A 14,894-nucleotide genomic window follows, 5' to 3' on the forward strand; every position below is an offset into this window, starting at 1 on the left:
AGGCGTCAACCGGCGATCTGGCCTAAAAAGAAGCTCACTATGAACTGATTAGGCAGGCAAAAAAATTAAGCTTCTAGCGGAAACCTACTCCCGCCATGTCCGGTATTGCGCATGCACTTGTCCGCTTTCGGACGAACAACTAGATCATAAATATCTGATAATTAATGAGATATGTTTATGGCATACTTTTTCGCTACTGGTAGGTACGTCGCTGGCAGGGTCTATGCAACGCCTGCAGCCTAAACTGCATCTTTTAGAAAACTCAGTATAACCGGTATTATTTTATGAAAACTGCATCTGCTACCCTGCTCGCTTCGGCGCTGGTTGTTACCTCCCTGTTAACGATGACTTCATTCTCGGGCGAGAAAGTAGCCATCCAGATCAACAGCCTTGATGAGACGCCGTATAAAACACAGACGTTCAATGGAATAAGCGCCCTACGCTCGCAAACATCGGGCGGCAGCCTGCTGGTTGAAGGTGGAAGCGGATCAGAAGCGCGTGTAGAGATGTATGTGCACTCGAACAACTGGAACGGGAAAGACGAACTCAGCAAAGACGAAATTGAAGAGCGGCTTTCAAACTACGATATCGTTATCCGGCAGGAGGGGAGCACGCTGGTGGCAACGGCCAAGCAGAAAAATAACAACTGGAACTGGAAAAAAGGGCTGAGCATCAGCTTTAAATTTTATACGCCCCGTACACTTTCAACGAACATTAGTACGTCGGGCGGCAGCATCAAAATGAGCCACCTGGCTGGGGAGCAGCAGTTTAAAACGTCGGGCGGAAGTATTCAACTGGCTGATTTAAAAGGAAATATTGATGGGCAAACATCGGGCGGAAGTATCAAGCTGACCGATTGCCACAACCAGATCGATCTGGAAACATCGGGTGGTAGCATTGACGCGGCTAACTCTGACGGAACGATCAACCTGAACACCTCGGGCGGCAGTATCCGGCTCTCGGGCCTGAATGGGGTAATCAAAGCAAAAACATCGGGTGGCAGCATTAACGGTGATGGCATCGATGGGGAGCTGATCACCAGCACATCGGGCGGTAGCATTCGGATTCGGAGCATGGCGGGTAGCATCGATGCCGAAACCAGCGCGGGCAGCGTTGAAGTGGCCATGAGCCGTGTAGACAAATTCGTAAAGCTGGAAACATCGGCCGGGAGCGTGCGGGTGAATATGCCGATGAACAAAGGCATGGACCTCGACCTGAGCGGAAACCGGGTGAGCGCACCCCTGACCAACTTCAGCGGATCGGCCGAAAAAGACCGGATCGTGGGCAAAATGAATGGTGGTGGTATTCCGGTTCGCCTCACCGCCAATTCCGGTAGCGTGTACGTCAATCAAAACTGATTTGTTTGTCCGCCACCTGTCCGATTGCGGACGATAGGAAAAGCAAAAAAGGCCCAAATCGAGCGATTTGGGCCTTTTTTGCGCTATGGCACGACGATTGAACTTACCAGTATAGCATAGGTACGTTAGAAGACGAGGAATTCGTTCAGGTCTAAAGCCAACACATCTGACCAGGAAGATTCGTCGATCAGCCCACCGCTACCTGCCTTGTATCGATACCATTTTTCTGTTTTGTAATCGTAGATGAACCCTTCCTGGATGTCGTATAAATCGTTGTCAAGAAGTTTGATGACTTTCTGTATATCACTTTTCAATCCAGTTGTTTTGCAGACCTCAATCACTACGTGAATAAATTCGGTGGTAGGGTCAACTAGAATCAGATCAGGTGTTGCACTGGCTTGGTCTTCGTTGACCATCGTTTCGGGTAGTGGCTCCAACTTGATTGACTTCTTCTGATAGTAGAGATAGCCAAGCCCGGCAGTAAGTTTAGCGATGATGCGTTGATGGATTCGTGGTGCATACGTACCCATGTCATCGTGTAACATCAGCGGACCGTCGAAGTGGGGATGGTACATAATCTTAGCATTTAACCTTGTCAAATATAACTAATTATGATTCAGCTCTCGAACGTGTCAAAGTACTATCCGGCGGGGTTCGGACGTACCTACGTACTCCGTACTATCAACCTGACTATCGAAGCAGGCGAGTTTGTTTCGATTATGGGGCCGAGCGGTTCGGGTAAGAGCACCCTGCTGCATATTCTGGGTATGCTGGAAGAACCGTCGGAAGGCGAATACCGCTTCCTGGATGAACCTGTTCAGAAACTATCGGAAAAACGCCGCACCGAACTGCATCGCAGCCACATCGGCTTTGTTTTTCAGGCCTATCACCTCATCGATGAACTGACCGTTTACGAAAACATAGAAACGCCCCTGCTGTACAAAGGTGTACCGGGCAATGAACGAAAAAGCCGCGTAGCCGACGTACTCGACCGGTTCAACATTGTGGCGAAGAAAGATCTGTTCCCCAGCCAGCTATCGGGTGGCCAGCAGCAACTGGTCGGCATTGCCCGGGCTATTGTGGCGCAACCCAAGGTGATTTTCGCCGATGAACCAACGGGCAATCTCCATTCAGCACAGGCGTCGGAGATCATGGAACTGTTCCGGGAATTGAATCAGAAAGACGGCGTGACCATTGTTCAGGTAACGCACTCGGAAACCAACGCCGAATATGGCAACCGGGTACTTCGCCTGAAAGATGGCTGGCTGGAAACAGAACCCGCCTCGGTGTGAGTGGTATGTTGAGGTTGATGGTAGGCGGATTTGAGGGATTTAAAGCGATTCACGCGGATTTTTAGATTAAAGCGGAACTTTGAAAAGATGCAGAGCAAATCCCTTTAAATCCACAAATCTGTGTCAATCGCTTTTAATCCCTTATATCCGTGTACCATTAGTTAAGCCGCTTACTATAGCTGTCAGGTGGTCGGGCGACGTACCCAGCAGCGTTTGTATACCGCTCACGTTTGTGCAGAAAACAGCGTCGGCCGATTCCAGCACTGTTGGCAGAAACAAGCCTTCCTGTATTGGCTGGGAGAATCCACCCCGGGTACGTTGTAGTTGGCGTCGGATAATGCCATTGATACAACCCGATTCAAGCGACGGTGTGTACAGCTGATGATCCTTTATCCAGAACAGGTTCGACGCTACACACTCGGCCAGATGGCCCCTGGTATCGAGCAATACGACGTCATCAACGTTATGCTGTTGCCGATACAAGCCCGCCATAACGTAGGGCAGCGCATTGAGCGTTTTGAACGCCGACAGGCGCGAAGGTGATAAGCGGATATCGCGAAAAATGCCAAGGCGGGGCTTATCCGTAAGCGCGAAAGGCTGGCCAGCTTTTGCCGTCAGTAACCAGTTGGCAGCGTGGGTGGTCGGCGTATACAGGCCACCGGGTTGCCGCCAGACCTGAAGTTTAATCCGCGCTGTGGTGTTGGTAAGTCCGTTCTGTTGAAGTAGATCAAGGATGGTATCGGACAGATGCTGGGCGCTAAAGCCGTCAGGTACGTCCAGCTGAAGCGCTGCCATGCCGTGCATGAGCCGATCGTAATGGTCGGGCCAGAACCAGACCTGACCAGCCTCATACCGAATTGTCTCAAACAGGCCATCGCCGTACTGAAAAGCCCGGTCGGTGGGGGGGAGGCTGAATGCAGCCTCTGGAAGTATATCCGAGTTATAAACCAGATTCATGGCGATTTTCCACCGTTTATCCCAAATCGGTGGTCGTGCCAAAAGTAAGCGTGTAACATTGACCTATCTAACTGCTCATGATTATGTTTCGATTGCCCGTCACACGAATGGGCCTGTCTGGCGGCTTGGTCGCTTGTCTTCTGTCGGTCGGCCTGTCAACGACAGGTTGGGCCCAGACAACAGTAGGTGGCCCGCCCGCTGCAACAACACCCGCGCCAACTCAACCAACTGCTGCTCCCGGCACAGGGCAGGCTGTTCCGCAACGGCTGGGGCTGCAACAATGCATTGATATTGCGCTGGCTAATAACCTGACGATTCGCCAGAGCCAGTTGCAGTTGCAAAATTCTGAAGCACAACTTCGGCAGGCGCGGCTGAACCGACTGCCCAACGTGGGCGCGTTTCTGAGCCAGGGGTACAACTCGGGTCGGAACATTAACCCAGCCACCAACGCCTTCGTTGACCAGGGGGTACTTTCGAACAACTTCCAGGCAACGGCCCAGGTGACGGTCTACAATGGCGGCCTGTTGCAGAATACGATCAGGCAGAATGATTTGCTTCGGCAGTCGAATGAAGCTTCGGTGAAGGCAACGGAAAACAACGTGACGCTGACCGTCGTGCAGAATTACCTGAACGTGCTGACGGGGCAGGAGCAACTGGTGGTGGCGCAGCGTCAAATTGAAGTATCGCAGGCGCAGCTAGACCGCACACAGCGGCTGGTGAATGCCGGATCGTTGCCAGAGGCGAACCTGTTCGACATCCGGGCGCAGATCGCCAATGATGAGCTGGCCATTGTGAACGCGCAGAATAATATCGACCTGGCTAAACTGGCTCTGTTGCAGGCCATGAACGTACCTGCCGGCGGACCAACCACGAACGGATTCGATGTGCAGCCGATCGCTGTACCCGACCCGACGCTGGACCCTTACAATGCCACTACGCAGCAGGTGTATGACATTGCCCAGGAGTTTGTGCCCGATATTAAAGCGGCTGATCTCCGCGTTCGCAGCGATGCGGTTGGCGTGCAGGTGGCCCGGGCCAACCTGTTGCCCAGCCTGACGTTGAATGGTAACGTAAATACGCTGTACTCGAACGTGGGTCGTCAGAAACTGTTTGCCGATGGAACAACGCAGGTAGATCAAACTGTTTTATTTAACGGAATACCGCAAACGGTCACTTTTGTGCAAACCAATTACCGGGGTGAGAATTACACCTTTGGCGAGCAACTGGGCAACAACCTGAACCGGTCGGTGAACCTGCAGTTGCAGATTCCGATCTTCAACCGGTCGCAGGCCCGAACGCGTATTCTAAGTGCATCGCTGCAACAGCAGAACTCAGAGATTGCCGCAGCCAACACGCGCTTGCAACTCCGGCAAACGATTGAAACGGCCTATACGAACCTGAAGGCCTCATCGAACCGGTATCGGGCCACGGCGGCACAGGTGGCGCAACTGGCTCGCGCGTTCCAGGCATCGGAAAGCCGGTTCAATGCCGGTGCGCTGAACTCGACTGATTACAACGTGGCAAAAGGCAACCTCGACCGGGCCCGCGCCAGCCTGGTGCAGGCCAAATATGATTACGTTTTCCGCACCAAAATCTTAGATTTTTACCAGAACAAGCCACTCACTTTTGACTAGTGAACGAGTGCATGAGCGAAAGAGTGACCACTCGCGGAATAGGCACAGCTGCTATATACCCCCCTTCACTCTCTCACTCTTCCCTTCTTTCACTCTTTAAGCATCATGAAAAAGAAATCGAACCGCCTCTGGTGGATACTGGGCATCGCAGCCGTGTTAGTCGTTGGTGGTCTGGTAGCCGCCAAGCAAACCGGCATTATTGGGAAGCCCCCCACTACCGACGTTGATTTTGCCATCGCGCAACGGACCGACATCATCGAACGGGTGAGCGCGTCGGGTCGGGTGCAGCCTGAAATCGAGGTGAAAATCAGCCCGGACGTGTCGGGAGAAATCATTGCCATGTATGTGAAGGAAGGTGACCCCGTCAAAGCGGGCCAGCTTTTGTGCCGTATTCGCCCTGATAACTACGAATCGTTTTCGGCCCGTGCCGAAGCAACCGTGAATCAGAGCAAAGCCCAGCTTGAACAGTCGAAAGCGGGGGTGTTGCAGGCCGAAGCCCGGCTGATCCGTACGAAAGCGGATTATGAGCGAAGCCGAAAACTGCTGGCCGATAAAGTTATTTCACAAGCTGATTTTGAAACAGTTGAAGCCAACTACAATGTAGCCAAACAGGATATTGAGGCGCAAAAAGCCAATGTTCGTGCTGCCCAGTTCAGCATCCAGAGTGCCCAGGCCAGCCTGCGCGATGCCAAAGAAAACCTGCGGAAAACCACCATTTATTCGCCTGTAAACGGCACCGTATCGAAGCTGAATGTTGAACAGGGCGAACGCGTGGTAGGTACGTCGCAAATGGCGGGTACAGAAATTATGCGGTTGGCCAACCTCAACAACATGGAGGTGCGCGTCAACGTGAATGAGAACGATATTGTCCGCGTAACGCTGGGTGATACCGCCGACATAGAAGTAGACTCGTACACCACAGCGGGTAAGAAATTCAAAGGGATTGTTACAGAAGTAGCCAACACGGCTAACGGTCTGGCGGGCAGCACAGGCGCAGCGTCGGCGATATCGACCGATGCCGTGACTGAGTTTGAAGTGAAAATCAAGATTCTGAACAGCTCCTACACTGACCTGTCGCAGAAACTGGGTAGCAAAGGCTTCCCGTTCAAACCGGGGATGACGGCCTCGGTTGAAGTGATCACCGACCGAAAGGCAGGTGTACTGGCCGTACCTATCGCTGCTGTAACGACCCGGGCCGATAGCTCGAAGATTGTAGACGTGAAACCATCGGACAATAATGCCGTCGACGAGTCGAAGAACACAGCCAAAAAGGCAGCGATCAAAGAGATTGTCTTCGTATCACAAAACGGAAAGGCAGCGCAGCGTGAAGTGAAAACGGGCATCAGTGATTTCGAGAATATTGAAATCGTATCTGGTCTGAAACCTGGCGACCAGGTTATTTCGGGGCCTTTTCTGGCGGTTTCTAAAAAGCTTAAACCGGGCGATCTGGTCACTAAACGTGATCCGAACAAGCAGAAAGCGAAGAAGGACGACGAATAAAAACAGTTTACTGTTTTCTGTTTACTGTCTTCTGTTGCGCTGCTAACTTACCTGACTTTGGTTTAGCAGCGCAACAGAAGACAGTGAACAGAAAACAGACGACTTTTTTCATGCACGGTACCATTATTCATTACGATTCCCTCACCCAATGTGGCCTGCTCAGGACTAAAGCGGGACAAATACAGTATTTCCGGCTCGACGAGGTTAGTAGTCAGGGCCTTGTTGCCGCTGGTCAACCTGTAGCTTTGCGTACTGGCGTGCTGGTTGACACGGGCGGCAGCCAACATGATGCGAGCCTGCCGATACGGCCACCACAGCGAGCTAATGCGCAGGTTACCGCCGCACCGCCAGTTGCTCAGGTACGTTCCGGGCGTGGCATCAGTTGGATCGGTGCTGTACTTGCCATTGGCGCGTTGATTCTGCTCATGCTGTCGGGCGGTGAACAGAGCGGCTACGCAAGCCCAAACCCCCGCCTGGTTGAATCGACCTTTGGTATGGCTGCATCCATATTGCTGGTGCTGGAGGCCGTTTTCTTCATGAGTTCAGCCGGAAGCCGCCGTCGAATTCGCTGGACTTTCTGGCTCATTGGCTGGTCCTCTTTATTTGCCTACGTTGGTCGAACATTCGACGGTTTCGAAGCCGACGATGCAACCGGTTGGTATGCCTATGCGCTACTAACACTAGGTTTTGCCGTTTACATCTTACCTTATCGGTCTAAATGAGTTCAACCTGTAAGGGTCATCATTAACGTTGTGCTGTCTGTGAAGAATATGCATAGCCAACTCAACGTTGACCACTGACCTGTTGACCATAAACACGTATCCATGACCCTACACACACGAAATGCCCTGTTCTTTCTACTGATCGCCTTAACTGTTGCCGCTTGCGGCGGCGGGAAAAAGCGGACGCCAAACGATGAGACAACGGCCCCTGCCAAAGCCGAGACAGTTGGTACTGTCCACTTTTTTCTGGAAACATCGGCCAGTATGGGCGGTTACCTGAAAGGGGGTACCACCTTCAAAGATGTTGTTGCCGACGTAGTCACAAAGGCTAACCAGATCAAGCCGGTTTCGCTCTATACGATTTCGGGAAAACCGCAGCCTGTCAGCGCTGACGTAAACACCTTTGTGGCGCAGATGGCGACTACGCCACTGGCAACGGGGAAAAGCTCGGAACTACACCAGATTTTCAGGCAGGTGGGTGAAAAGGCAAAGGGGAATAACGTAGCCATTTTCGTGTCTGACTGCATTCTCTCGTTCCCTGATGCCGATATCAAACGTAACCCGGAGGTGAACCGTAACGATGCATCGAGCACGTTGAAGAACAGCATTTACGATCAATTTGCTACCTTCAACAAGCAGGGCATTGGCGCTACCGTGCTGGCCTTTACCTCACCGTTTAATGGCACGTACTATACCTATCAGAACCAGAAACAGGCACTAAAGGGCGAATCAAGGCCATTTTACGTCTGGATCATCGGTAGGCAAAGCCTGATCGGTCCGTTCACGCAGCAACTGCTGGAAAGCCTGTCGACCGCTCCGGCCAAACGGCTTGATTTTGGCGCGGCGGGTGCGCTGAAACAGTATGACCTGTTCTTCGGTCTAAATAAAAGCGGCGAGTGGCGGGCCGACCGCAACAACCTCACCAACATTGAGATGGGCCGAAAAGCCAAACCCATCGAATTCGCTATCGGTCTGAATCTGGCAGGTCTGCCCGACTACGCACAGGCAGAAACGTACCTGCAAAAAAACCTGTCTACTACCGTTGACAATGGGGAGATCAAGCTGGTGAAAGTGCAGCGAAAAGGAGCGGTTGAAACGGGCCGTATGAGCGATCGGGAACAAAAACTCCTGAGTCAGAATACGCACATACTCACCTTCCGCGTTTCTAGTTTGTTTGCCGACGAGGCCGCAATGACCCTCAGGCTCCCTGTTCGCTTCGATTCATGGTACGTGGACTGGTCAACGATGGACGATCGATCGGCCGAAGGGCGGCGGAACAAAACGTTCGCGCTCGAACACCTGATGACTGGCGTTCGGGAAGCGTACCAGACAAATGGCAATGAATTCGCCGCAATGACTATTAAACTAAGTAAAAATTAACTGGCGTAGCCCCCCGCCCTAAAGGGAGCCCGCTGGCGCATCAGCTACATTGGTGCGCCAGCGGGCTCCCTTTAGGGCGGGGGGCTACGTTGAGACTAACTCCCTTCCATGTTCACATCCATCTACGAACTCTTTCTTGGTCAAAATAACGACCCGATCTACGTCGACGAAATCTTTACGCCGGTGGGGACCATGACACTGCTGGTGGCACTTGGTGTAGCTGTTGTTTTCTATGTAGCCCTGGGCCGTTGGAAGCCCGTGTTCCATCGCATCCTTCACTGGGCGATTGCCCTGGTCGGTACGTTGATCTTTGCCTACGCCTATGCTGTCTGGTATGCGAAGGACCGCACCGGGGCCGATGATGCCGACTCGTACATGACTGGCTTTGGTGGCGTTAATGTGCTGCTGGCGGCTGTCCTGTTTTTTTTATTTTCCCTGGCGTTGAAGAACGCATCCATCTTTGCCAAGAGAACACCATTTTAAATGAGTTTCAGGCGTCAAGTGTCAGGTGTCAAGTGCGCTGCTTACTTAACAGACCGTTGATAGGCAGCGCCACTTGACACCTGAAACTTGACACCTGAAACTCCCTTTCCCATGAAACTTTTCCTTTTCGGTATTGGTGGTACGGGTGCCCGCGTGTTGCGGTCGCTGACCATGTTGCTGGCCTCGGGGGCCAACGTACCCAATGATCTGACGATTATTCCGATTCTGCTGGATATGGACATGCAGAACGGCGACACCGAACGTGCCTTGCGCCTGGTGGAACTGTATCGCAGCCTCCGAACAGCCGGTTACCCGAACGGTCCGCAGGATCGCAATGGAAAGCGGCCGTTCTTCGGGACATCGCTGCAGCCGCTGGGTACGTTGCAGGCCGAGAATGCGCAACAACAGATTGGTGATTCGGTGCTGCCCAAACTGACCGATCATCAGGGTACGTTCGAGGAGTTTCTCAATGTGAGCAGCATGGAGGAAATCGACCGTGAGTTCCTGAAGCTGCTGTACGACAACTCCGCAAAACCGACCAACGCTGAACTGAAACTGAACCTGTCGGTGGGTTTTAAAGGCAATCCGAACATCGGTAGTGTGGTGTTCAACGCGCTGGAAGATTCGCCGGTGTACAAGTACTTCATCAGTGCCTTTAACGACCAGACCGACCGGATCTTCGTGATCAGTTCTATTTTCGGTGGAACGGGGTCGGCCGGTTTTCCGCAACTGGTGAAGCTGTTGCAACACCCCAGCCAGAAGATGCCGATCCGCAATGCCAAGAAAGGCGCGGTGACGGTGATGCCCTATTTTGCGCTGGAAGAAAACAGCCAGAGCGCTATTGACCAGAATCGCTTCCTCTCGAAAACGAAAGCGGCGCTGTCGTATTATCAAAGTCAGATCGACCTCGACGCGCTGTATTACATTGGCGACCGTCCCGGTGCCAAGCTGTATCCGAACGTTGAGGGTGGGGCCAAGCAGGCTAACAACGCCCATGTAGTGGAAATGCTGGCCGCCGAAGCCGTGCTCGATTTTGCCCGTCGTGGCCCCGGCGAGTTCAGCAGCGACAAACGTTACCTCGAATATGGCCTCCGCCGCAACGACCGGAGCCTTGATCTGGCGCATTTCGGTGATACAACCTACCAGAACCTGCTGGAGCCGATGGTTCGGTTTACCTACGCCGCCAAATTCTATACCGATTTTGTGCCGAACAACCTGGGCGAAGCCTTCGCTAAAGAACTGAATCTGCCGCAAACGCTGCGTTCAGGTACGTTCTATACCTCGCTCGATAACTTCATCAACGCCTACAAAACGTGGCTCCGCGAACTGGCTGTGAACGACCGCAGCTTTGCTCCGTTTGATCTGGACAGCGATTTTAACGGCTTAATCCGGTCGAAACGGATCGAAACGAGTTTCTTTAGCAAAGGCATCAGCGAAGGCTTTTTGCAGGAAGCAGCGGGTAAAGCGCAAAACAGTCTGAAAGCGGCGTATCCAACCAGCGAAGCCCGCTTTATGCAGCTTTTGATGGAAGTTGCCGATAAGAGTATTGAGAAATTAGGCCCGCTGAACCGTCAGCTAGCCGACGCATAAAATCAGTTTACAGTTTTCAGTTTACCGTTTTCTGTTGCGCTGCATCACGCACGTTTCGGGTAATAGCGGGGTAACTGTAAACAGTAAACGGCAAACTGAAGACATAAAAAGATGCCTCACATCCTTCGCATAGATACCGACCCGAATGTTAGCCAGCAGAATCATAACGGCTGGACGGGCAGTCCGGCGGGACTGACGGGTAACCGCATTGAACATATTCCCGATACGCTGACCGCCGCTGCTGGCGGGGCGGCGGGTTCGGCGGCCAAGGCAGGTACGTCCATTCCATCGCCGTTTGCGCGGTTGTACCTGTTCGATACGGCGTTCAGGATGGTCAAAAATAACCTCCAACCGGCCGAACTGAGCATGTATCACGTGCTGGTATCACACACGCTCGACCTCCTTGAACTGCTGTTTCAGGCGGGAAATTCCGACGACCTGACCTATAAGCTCTGGAACCGGAGCGAGCGGCTGGGGAAACTGGCATCGGCTACGGGTGGCGGTGGTGCCATGGGCCTGGCGCGGCATCCGCATCAGGTGCTGGCCAAAGCGCTGGAACTCGATTTTCGGAATGAACTGGCGTCTGTTCAGGCCACAACCCTGATCTATTATAAAGGGGCCCTGCTGGGTGGTACATCACCGTTGACACTGGTGTTTACTACGCCAAACTGGGAACAGGAGCGCCAGAACAAGTTTATCGATCCGCCGAAGAGTAGCACGGGACGTACGCTGTTTCAGAACGATTATGTGCCGCTGAGTGCCCGTGACGAAGGATTTACTACGTACCTGCGCCGCTGGTACGAGCAGTATAACAACCTGATGCCGCCGGGCGGGTTCAAGGAGTATCTCTACCGGGTTTTCTTCGATAGCGCCGTGGTGCCACCCGTTACGGCGGGGGTGACGCTGAGCAATTTTGAGCCGATCCAGGTACGTGGCGAAAGCACGTCGGTATTGCAGGTGCTGCCGGGTATGCCGCTCTACCGCGTTCGTGAAGACGACGTGCTGAACGACATCGAAGAGAACTCCGATTTCCTGATGGTACCAACGGTGGATTACTACACCCGCGAAACCAGCAACGGTGCTGCCACGGGTGTACGCAAACCACTGGCGCTGGCCTCGCGCATGGATGTAGCGGGCCGGTACGTGAAAAACACCAACTGGAACAGCAACACCGTTATTATGCGGCAGCGCGATCTGGGCGGTGGTTTTCTGCTGTCGGAACGCTTCCTGCCGGGTGTCGACAACGTGAAATATCCGTTTGTAACGACCGACGATTTCCTGGAGGACTTCCTGATACGGATGCCGTACAAGCTCAACAGTGGCCGATTCTTCACCGGTACACCGGGCGATATGGAGTTTTTGTTGCCTGTTCGGAAAGAGTACTTCAGCTTCTTCCGCATGGAGGATCTGACCAAGCAGCTGACCCTGCGTACCGAAGACCGGGGCATGGAGCGGGTCATCATCGCGTCGCTGACCATTCCGGTGAAGAACAACCGGACGGTTACCTTCCGCAAAGAGTATAATCTGGGGAATCCAGACACGATGATCGAGTTCCGGGCGGGGCTGGCCTGTTTTCCGTTCTACAAGATCACCGTGCCCGACGCGCAATTACAGGCGCTGAACGAATACAACGTGATGTTGCTGGATGGCAGCAAAGACGACGCGAATTTCCATGCAGGTCGGTCGGTGCGGTTCTTCCAGTTTGCGCAGGTGGTGAACAACCAGCCATTGGTAGTGCCCGCCCCCGACCATCGGACCCCTAAATCAGGGCCAACGCAGGCAGCTTCGTATTACTACAAAGTACCGCAGGCGTTCGACCTGATGGAAGTGCAACTGCAGCGGAATGGTGTTCCGTACCGCGGGCTGGTGCTTCCGAAGTTCACGATCATCAGTGAGCGGGGGTATAAGCCATTTACGTTTGCCATCGACTTCGGTACGTCAAATACACACGTGGCCTACGTAGACACAAATCTCGGTAATGCTGATCCGAAGACGCTGACAATCAGCGACGATAAGGTGAATCTGGACGCTGATGAACTACAGATGGTATCGCTCAACAAGCCGTATGACGGGTACGAAGCACAGACGCCGTATGCCCGGTATCGGTTGCCGGTGAGCTACGGCAGCCTGCCCGAAATGGAGCGATTTATCCGGCGCGAATTCATGCCAGCTATTGTGGGTAGTCAGTACGGTTCGCCCTTCTCGTTCCCCCTTCGGACAACGGTTTACGAAAAGACCGGCTCATCTGATAGCGGCGACAACCTGTTCAGCAAGATCAATTTAGGGTTCAATATCGACCTCGAAGATGGCAGTACGGGCGTTAACCGGTACGTGACTAACCTGAAATGGCTGTTCGAGAACCAGCCCGGCGACCCCATGAACCGGCCTCGCGTTCGGGCGTTCTTCGAGACGTTGCTGTTGATGATGCGGAACAAGATTTTGCTCAACCAGGGTAATCTGACCGACACTAAGGTGACGTGGCTGGCCCCAACGAGTATGCAGGCTGATACGGAAGATAAACTGGTTGCCGAGTGGGAAAATGCGTTCCGGCGGGTCTTCAAGTCCACGCAATATTTCCGGCCAAACCCAATTCCTGAATCGCTGGCGCCGCATTTCTTCCTGGTTACGAAAGGCGTAAAATCTTTTGCCGACGCGGTGAACGTGGATATTGGAGGTGGTACGGCCGACATCATGCTGTTCATGAAGCAGCAGAACAAATACCTGAACACCTCATTCCGGTTTGCGGGCTACGACATCTGGGGCGGTGGCCTGAATCAGCAGGGGCATCCGTCGCACCTGAAGGATAACGGTTTCATTCTAAACTACCTGCAATACCGCCGGACACTGACGCAGGCGCCAGCGCCGGAAGATCAGATCCTGGATACGTTCCTGGCCAACAATGATCTGAGCGCTGAGGATATCGTCAGCCTGCTGTTCCGTAATGATGCGCACTATAAGTTCACGCAGTCGATTGTGGATGGTCGACCAGCGTTGCGGATCGTGCTGTTCCTGCATTATTCGGCCATTGTGTACCACCTGGTGCAACTGATCGAAGCCAACCAGATGGGCCTGCCGCGTTACCTGACCTTTACGGGGCGGGGTAGCCAGTACCTGAAAATGCTGGGTTCATCGCGGCGACTGATCGAGTTTACCAAGATGCTTTTCCGGGCGTATACCACGCTGCCCGTTCCGCCCGATTTCGAGGTGGTGTTGAGCGAAAATCCGAAAGAGACAACGGCCAATGGAGCGGTGCTGTTCGAAAACGCCAGCTCAATGGAGAAAGACAAGTACAACAGTCGCCAGACAACCTGCTACTGGGGCAACGCGCCGGTTGAACAGAAATCACTGCCGTCACCCGAACGCGGAACCGCCGCCGACACATCGTATACGACTACGCAGGAAGCAACTGGTTTTGGTGCACCTGTCTCAAGCTGGGGAACGCACCCAGGTTCAGGATCGCCAACGCAAAGCCAGTCGGGCTACGGATCAACGCCTGCGCCGTCGACATCAAAAGTGATCAACGCACCCTTTGAATATCGCCGGACGAAGATTGGTGAGGTAAGCAGCGACCGGACCTTCCACGACTCGGTGTTGACCAACGTGAAGACGTTCCTGGAAAAAACGCTCACTGACCGGGATGTGGCGTATTTCCTGAGCGAACACAACATTCAAACGCCGGAGCAATACCTGTCATTCCTGGCTGGTTCAGATGTAACACGGAGCGGGGCGCTGTACGATAGCTACATGCTGGCCAGAACTGGCCTCGAGCAGGAACCGAATCAGGCCGTGTCGGAGACGTACTTCTTTCTTCCTCTGAAGCACGCTCTGTACGAGTTATCGAAGCAAATTGCCTCTTGAGTTGTCGTGACCCCCAACCCGCAACGGCGGACCGCCCTGAAGGGGGCTAATGCTCCGCTCTATCACCTTGCAGCGCAGTAGGCCCCTTTAGGGAGGACGCTGACTCGATACTAAATCAGC

At 53.4% G+C, this 14,894-nt stretch carries 11 protein-coding genes; 9 read left to right on the forward strand and 2 right to left on the reverse strand.

Annotation, left to right across the window (positions count from 1 at the left end):
• Positions 1-284: 284 nt before the first annotated feature.
• Positions 285-1,358 carry a DUF4097 family beta strand repeat-containing protein gene (locus tag ACAW75_RS24970; RefSeq protein WP_370731511.1) on the forward strand — a complete coding sequence of 358 codons (1,074 nt, stop codon included), beginning with the start codon at positions 285-287 and terminating at the stop codon, positions 1,356-1,358.
• Positions 1,359-1,483: 125 nt separating this feature from the next.
• Here the strand turns inward: ACAW75_RS24970 and ACAW75_RS24975 are convergent, their stop codons facing one another.
• Entirely contained in the window at positions 1,484-1,933 is a 450-nt protein-coding gene (locus ACAW75_RS24975) for a hypothetical protein (RefSeq protein ID WP_370731512.1), read from the reverse strand.
• A 36-nt stretch (positions 1,934-1,969) separates the two neighbouring features.
• Between ACAW75_RS24975 and ACAW75_RS24980 the strand changes: the two genes are divergently transcribed.
• A complete protein-coding gene (locus ACAW75_RS24980; protein WP_370731513.1) occupies positions 1,970-2,650 on the forward strand; it encodes an ABC transporter ATP-binding protein in 681 nt (226 codons plus the stop codon).
• Between the two features lie 141 nt (positions 2,651-2,791).
• On the opposite strand, the gene ACAW75_RS24985 is transcribed toward ACAW75_RS24980, so the two are convergent.
• Positions 2,792-3,649, reverse strand: a complete 858-nt coding sequence (locus ACAW75_RS24985) for an aminotransferase class IV (protein WP_370731514.1) — start codon at positions 3,647-3,649, stop codon at positions 2,792-2,794.
• Positions 3,650-3,690: 41 nt separating this feature from the next.
• Here ACAW75_RS24985 and ACAW75_RS24990 point away from each other — a divergent pair, with 41 nt between their 5' ends.
• The 7 genes from ACAW75_RS24990 to ACAW75_RS25020 all read left to right on the forward strand — a co-directional run bounded on the left by ACAW75_RS24990 (position 3,691) and on the right by ACAW75_RS25020 (position 14,774).
• Positions 3,691-5,241 (forward strand): TolC family protein, encoded by a 1,551-nt coding sequence (locus ACAW75_RS24990; RefSeq protein WP_370731515.1) that lies wholly within the window; start codon positions 3,691-3,693, stop codon positions 5,239-5,241.
• 105 nt (positions 5,242-5,346) lie between these two features.
• Positions 5,347-6,741 carry an efflux RND transporter periplasmic adaptor subunit gene (locus ACAW75_RS24995; protein WP_370731516.1) on the forward strand — a complete coding sequence of 465 codons (1,395 nt, stop codon included), beginning with the start codon at positions 5,347-5,349 and terminating at the stop codon, positions 6,739-6,741.
• A 110-nt stretch (positions 6,742-6,851) separates the two neighbouring features.
• Positions 6,852-7,463 carry a hypothetical protein gene (locus tag ACAW75_RS25000; protein ID WP_370731517.1) on the forward strand — a complete coding sequence of 204 codons (612 nt, stop codon included), beginning with the start codon at positions 6,852-6,854 and terminating at the stop codon, positions 7,461-7,463.
• A gap of 102 nt (positions 7,464-7,565) precedes the next feature.
• Entirely contained in the window at positions 7,566-8,843 is a 1,278-nt protein-coding gene (locus ACAW75_RS25005) for a hypothetical protein (protein ID WP_370731518.1), read from the forward strand.
• A 108-nt stretch (positions 8,844-8,951) separates the two neighbouring features.
• The gene (locus ACAW75_RS25010; RefSeq protein ID WP_370731519.1) at positions 8,952-9,326 is read left to right on the forward strand and encodes a hypothetical protein; all 375 of its coding nucleotides are present in this window, start codon (positions 8,952-8,954) and stop codon (positions 9,324-9,326) included.
• 111 nt (positions 9,327-9,437) lie between these two features.
• The gene (locus tag ACAW75_RS25015; protein ID WP_370731520.1) at positions 9,438-10,916 is read left to right on the forward strand and encodes an FtsZ/tubulin family protein; all 1,479 of its coding nucleotides are present in this window, start codon (positions 9,438-9,440) and stop codon (positions 10,914-10,916) included.
• A gap of 111 nt (positions 10,917-11,027) precedes the next feature.
• The gene (locus ACAW75_RS25020) at positions 11,028-14,774 is read left to right on the forward strand and encodes a hypothetical protein (RefSeq protein ID WP_370731521.1); all 3,747 of its coding nucleotides are present in this window, start codon (positions 11,028-11,030) and stop codon (positions 14,772-14,774) included.
• Positions 14,775-14,894: the final 120 nt, after the last annotated feature.

Source organism: Fibrella arboris, from assembly GCF_041321095.1.
GTDB classification, from domain to species: domain Bacteria; phylum Bacteroidota; class Bacteroidia; order Cytophagales; family Spirosomataceae; genus Fibrella; species Fibrella arboris.

What these genes read in the sequence shown, in the direction of transcription:
- ACAW75_RS24970 (WP_370731511.1), top strand. Translation starts at nt 285, where the DNA reads ATGAAAACTGCATCTGCTACCCTGCTCGCTTCGGCGCTGGTTGTTACC.
- ACAW75_RS24975 (WP_370731512.1), bottom strand. Translation starts at nt 1,933, where the DNA reads ATGTACCATCCCCACTTCGACGGTCCGCTGATGTTACACGATGACATG.
- ACAW75_RS24980 (WP_370731513.1), top strand. Translation starts at nt 1,970, where the DNA reads ATGATTCAGCTCTCGAACGTGTCAAAGTACTATCCGGCGGGGTTCGGA.
- ACAW75_RS24990 (WP_370731515.1), top strand. Translation starts at nt 3,691, where the DNA reads ATGTTTCGATTGCCCGTCACACGAATGGGCCTGTCTGGCGGCTTGGTC.
- ACAW75_RS24995 (WP_370731516.1), top strand. Translation starts at nt 5,347, where the DNA reads ATGAAAAAGAAATCGAACCGCCTCTGGTGGATACTGGGCATCGCAGCC.
- ACAW75_RS25000 (WP_370731517.1), top strand. Translation starts at nt 6,852, where the DNA reads ATGCACGGTACCATTATTCATTACGATTCCCTCACCCAATGTGGCCTG.
- ACAW75_RS25005 (WP_370731518.1), top strand. Translation starts at nt 7,566, where the DNA reads ATGACCCTACACACACGAAATGCCCTGTTCTTTCTACTGATCGCCTTA.
- ACAW75_RS25010 (WP_370731519.1), top strand. Translation starts at nt 8,952, where the DNA reads ATGTTCACATCCATCTACGAACTCTTTCTTGGTCAAAATAACGACCCG.
- ACAW75_RS25015 (WP_370731520.1), top strand. Translation starts at nt 9,438, where the DNA reads ATGAAACTTTTCCTTTTCGGTATTGGTGGTACGGGTGCCCGCGTGTTG.
- ACAW75_RS25020 (WP_370731521.1), top strand. Translation starts at nt 11,028, where the DNA reads ATGCCTCACATCCTTCGCATAGATACCGACCCGAATGTTAGCCAGCAG.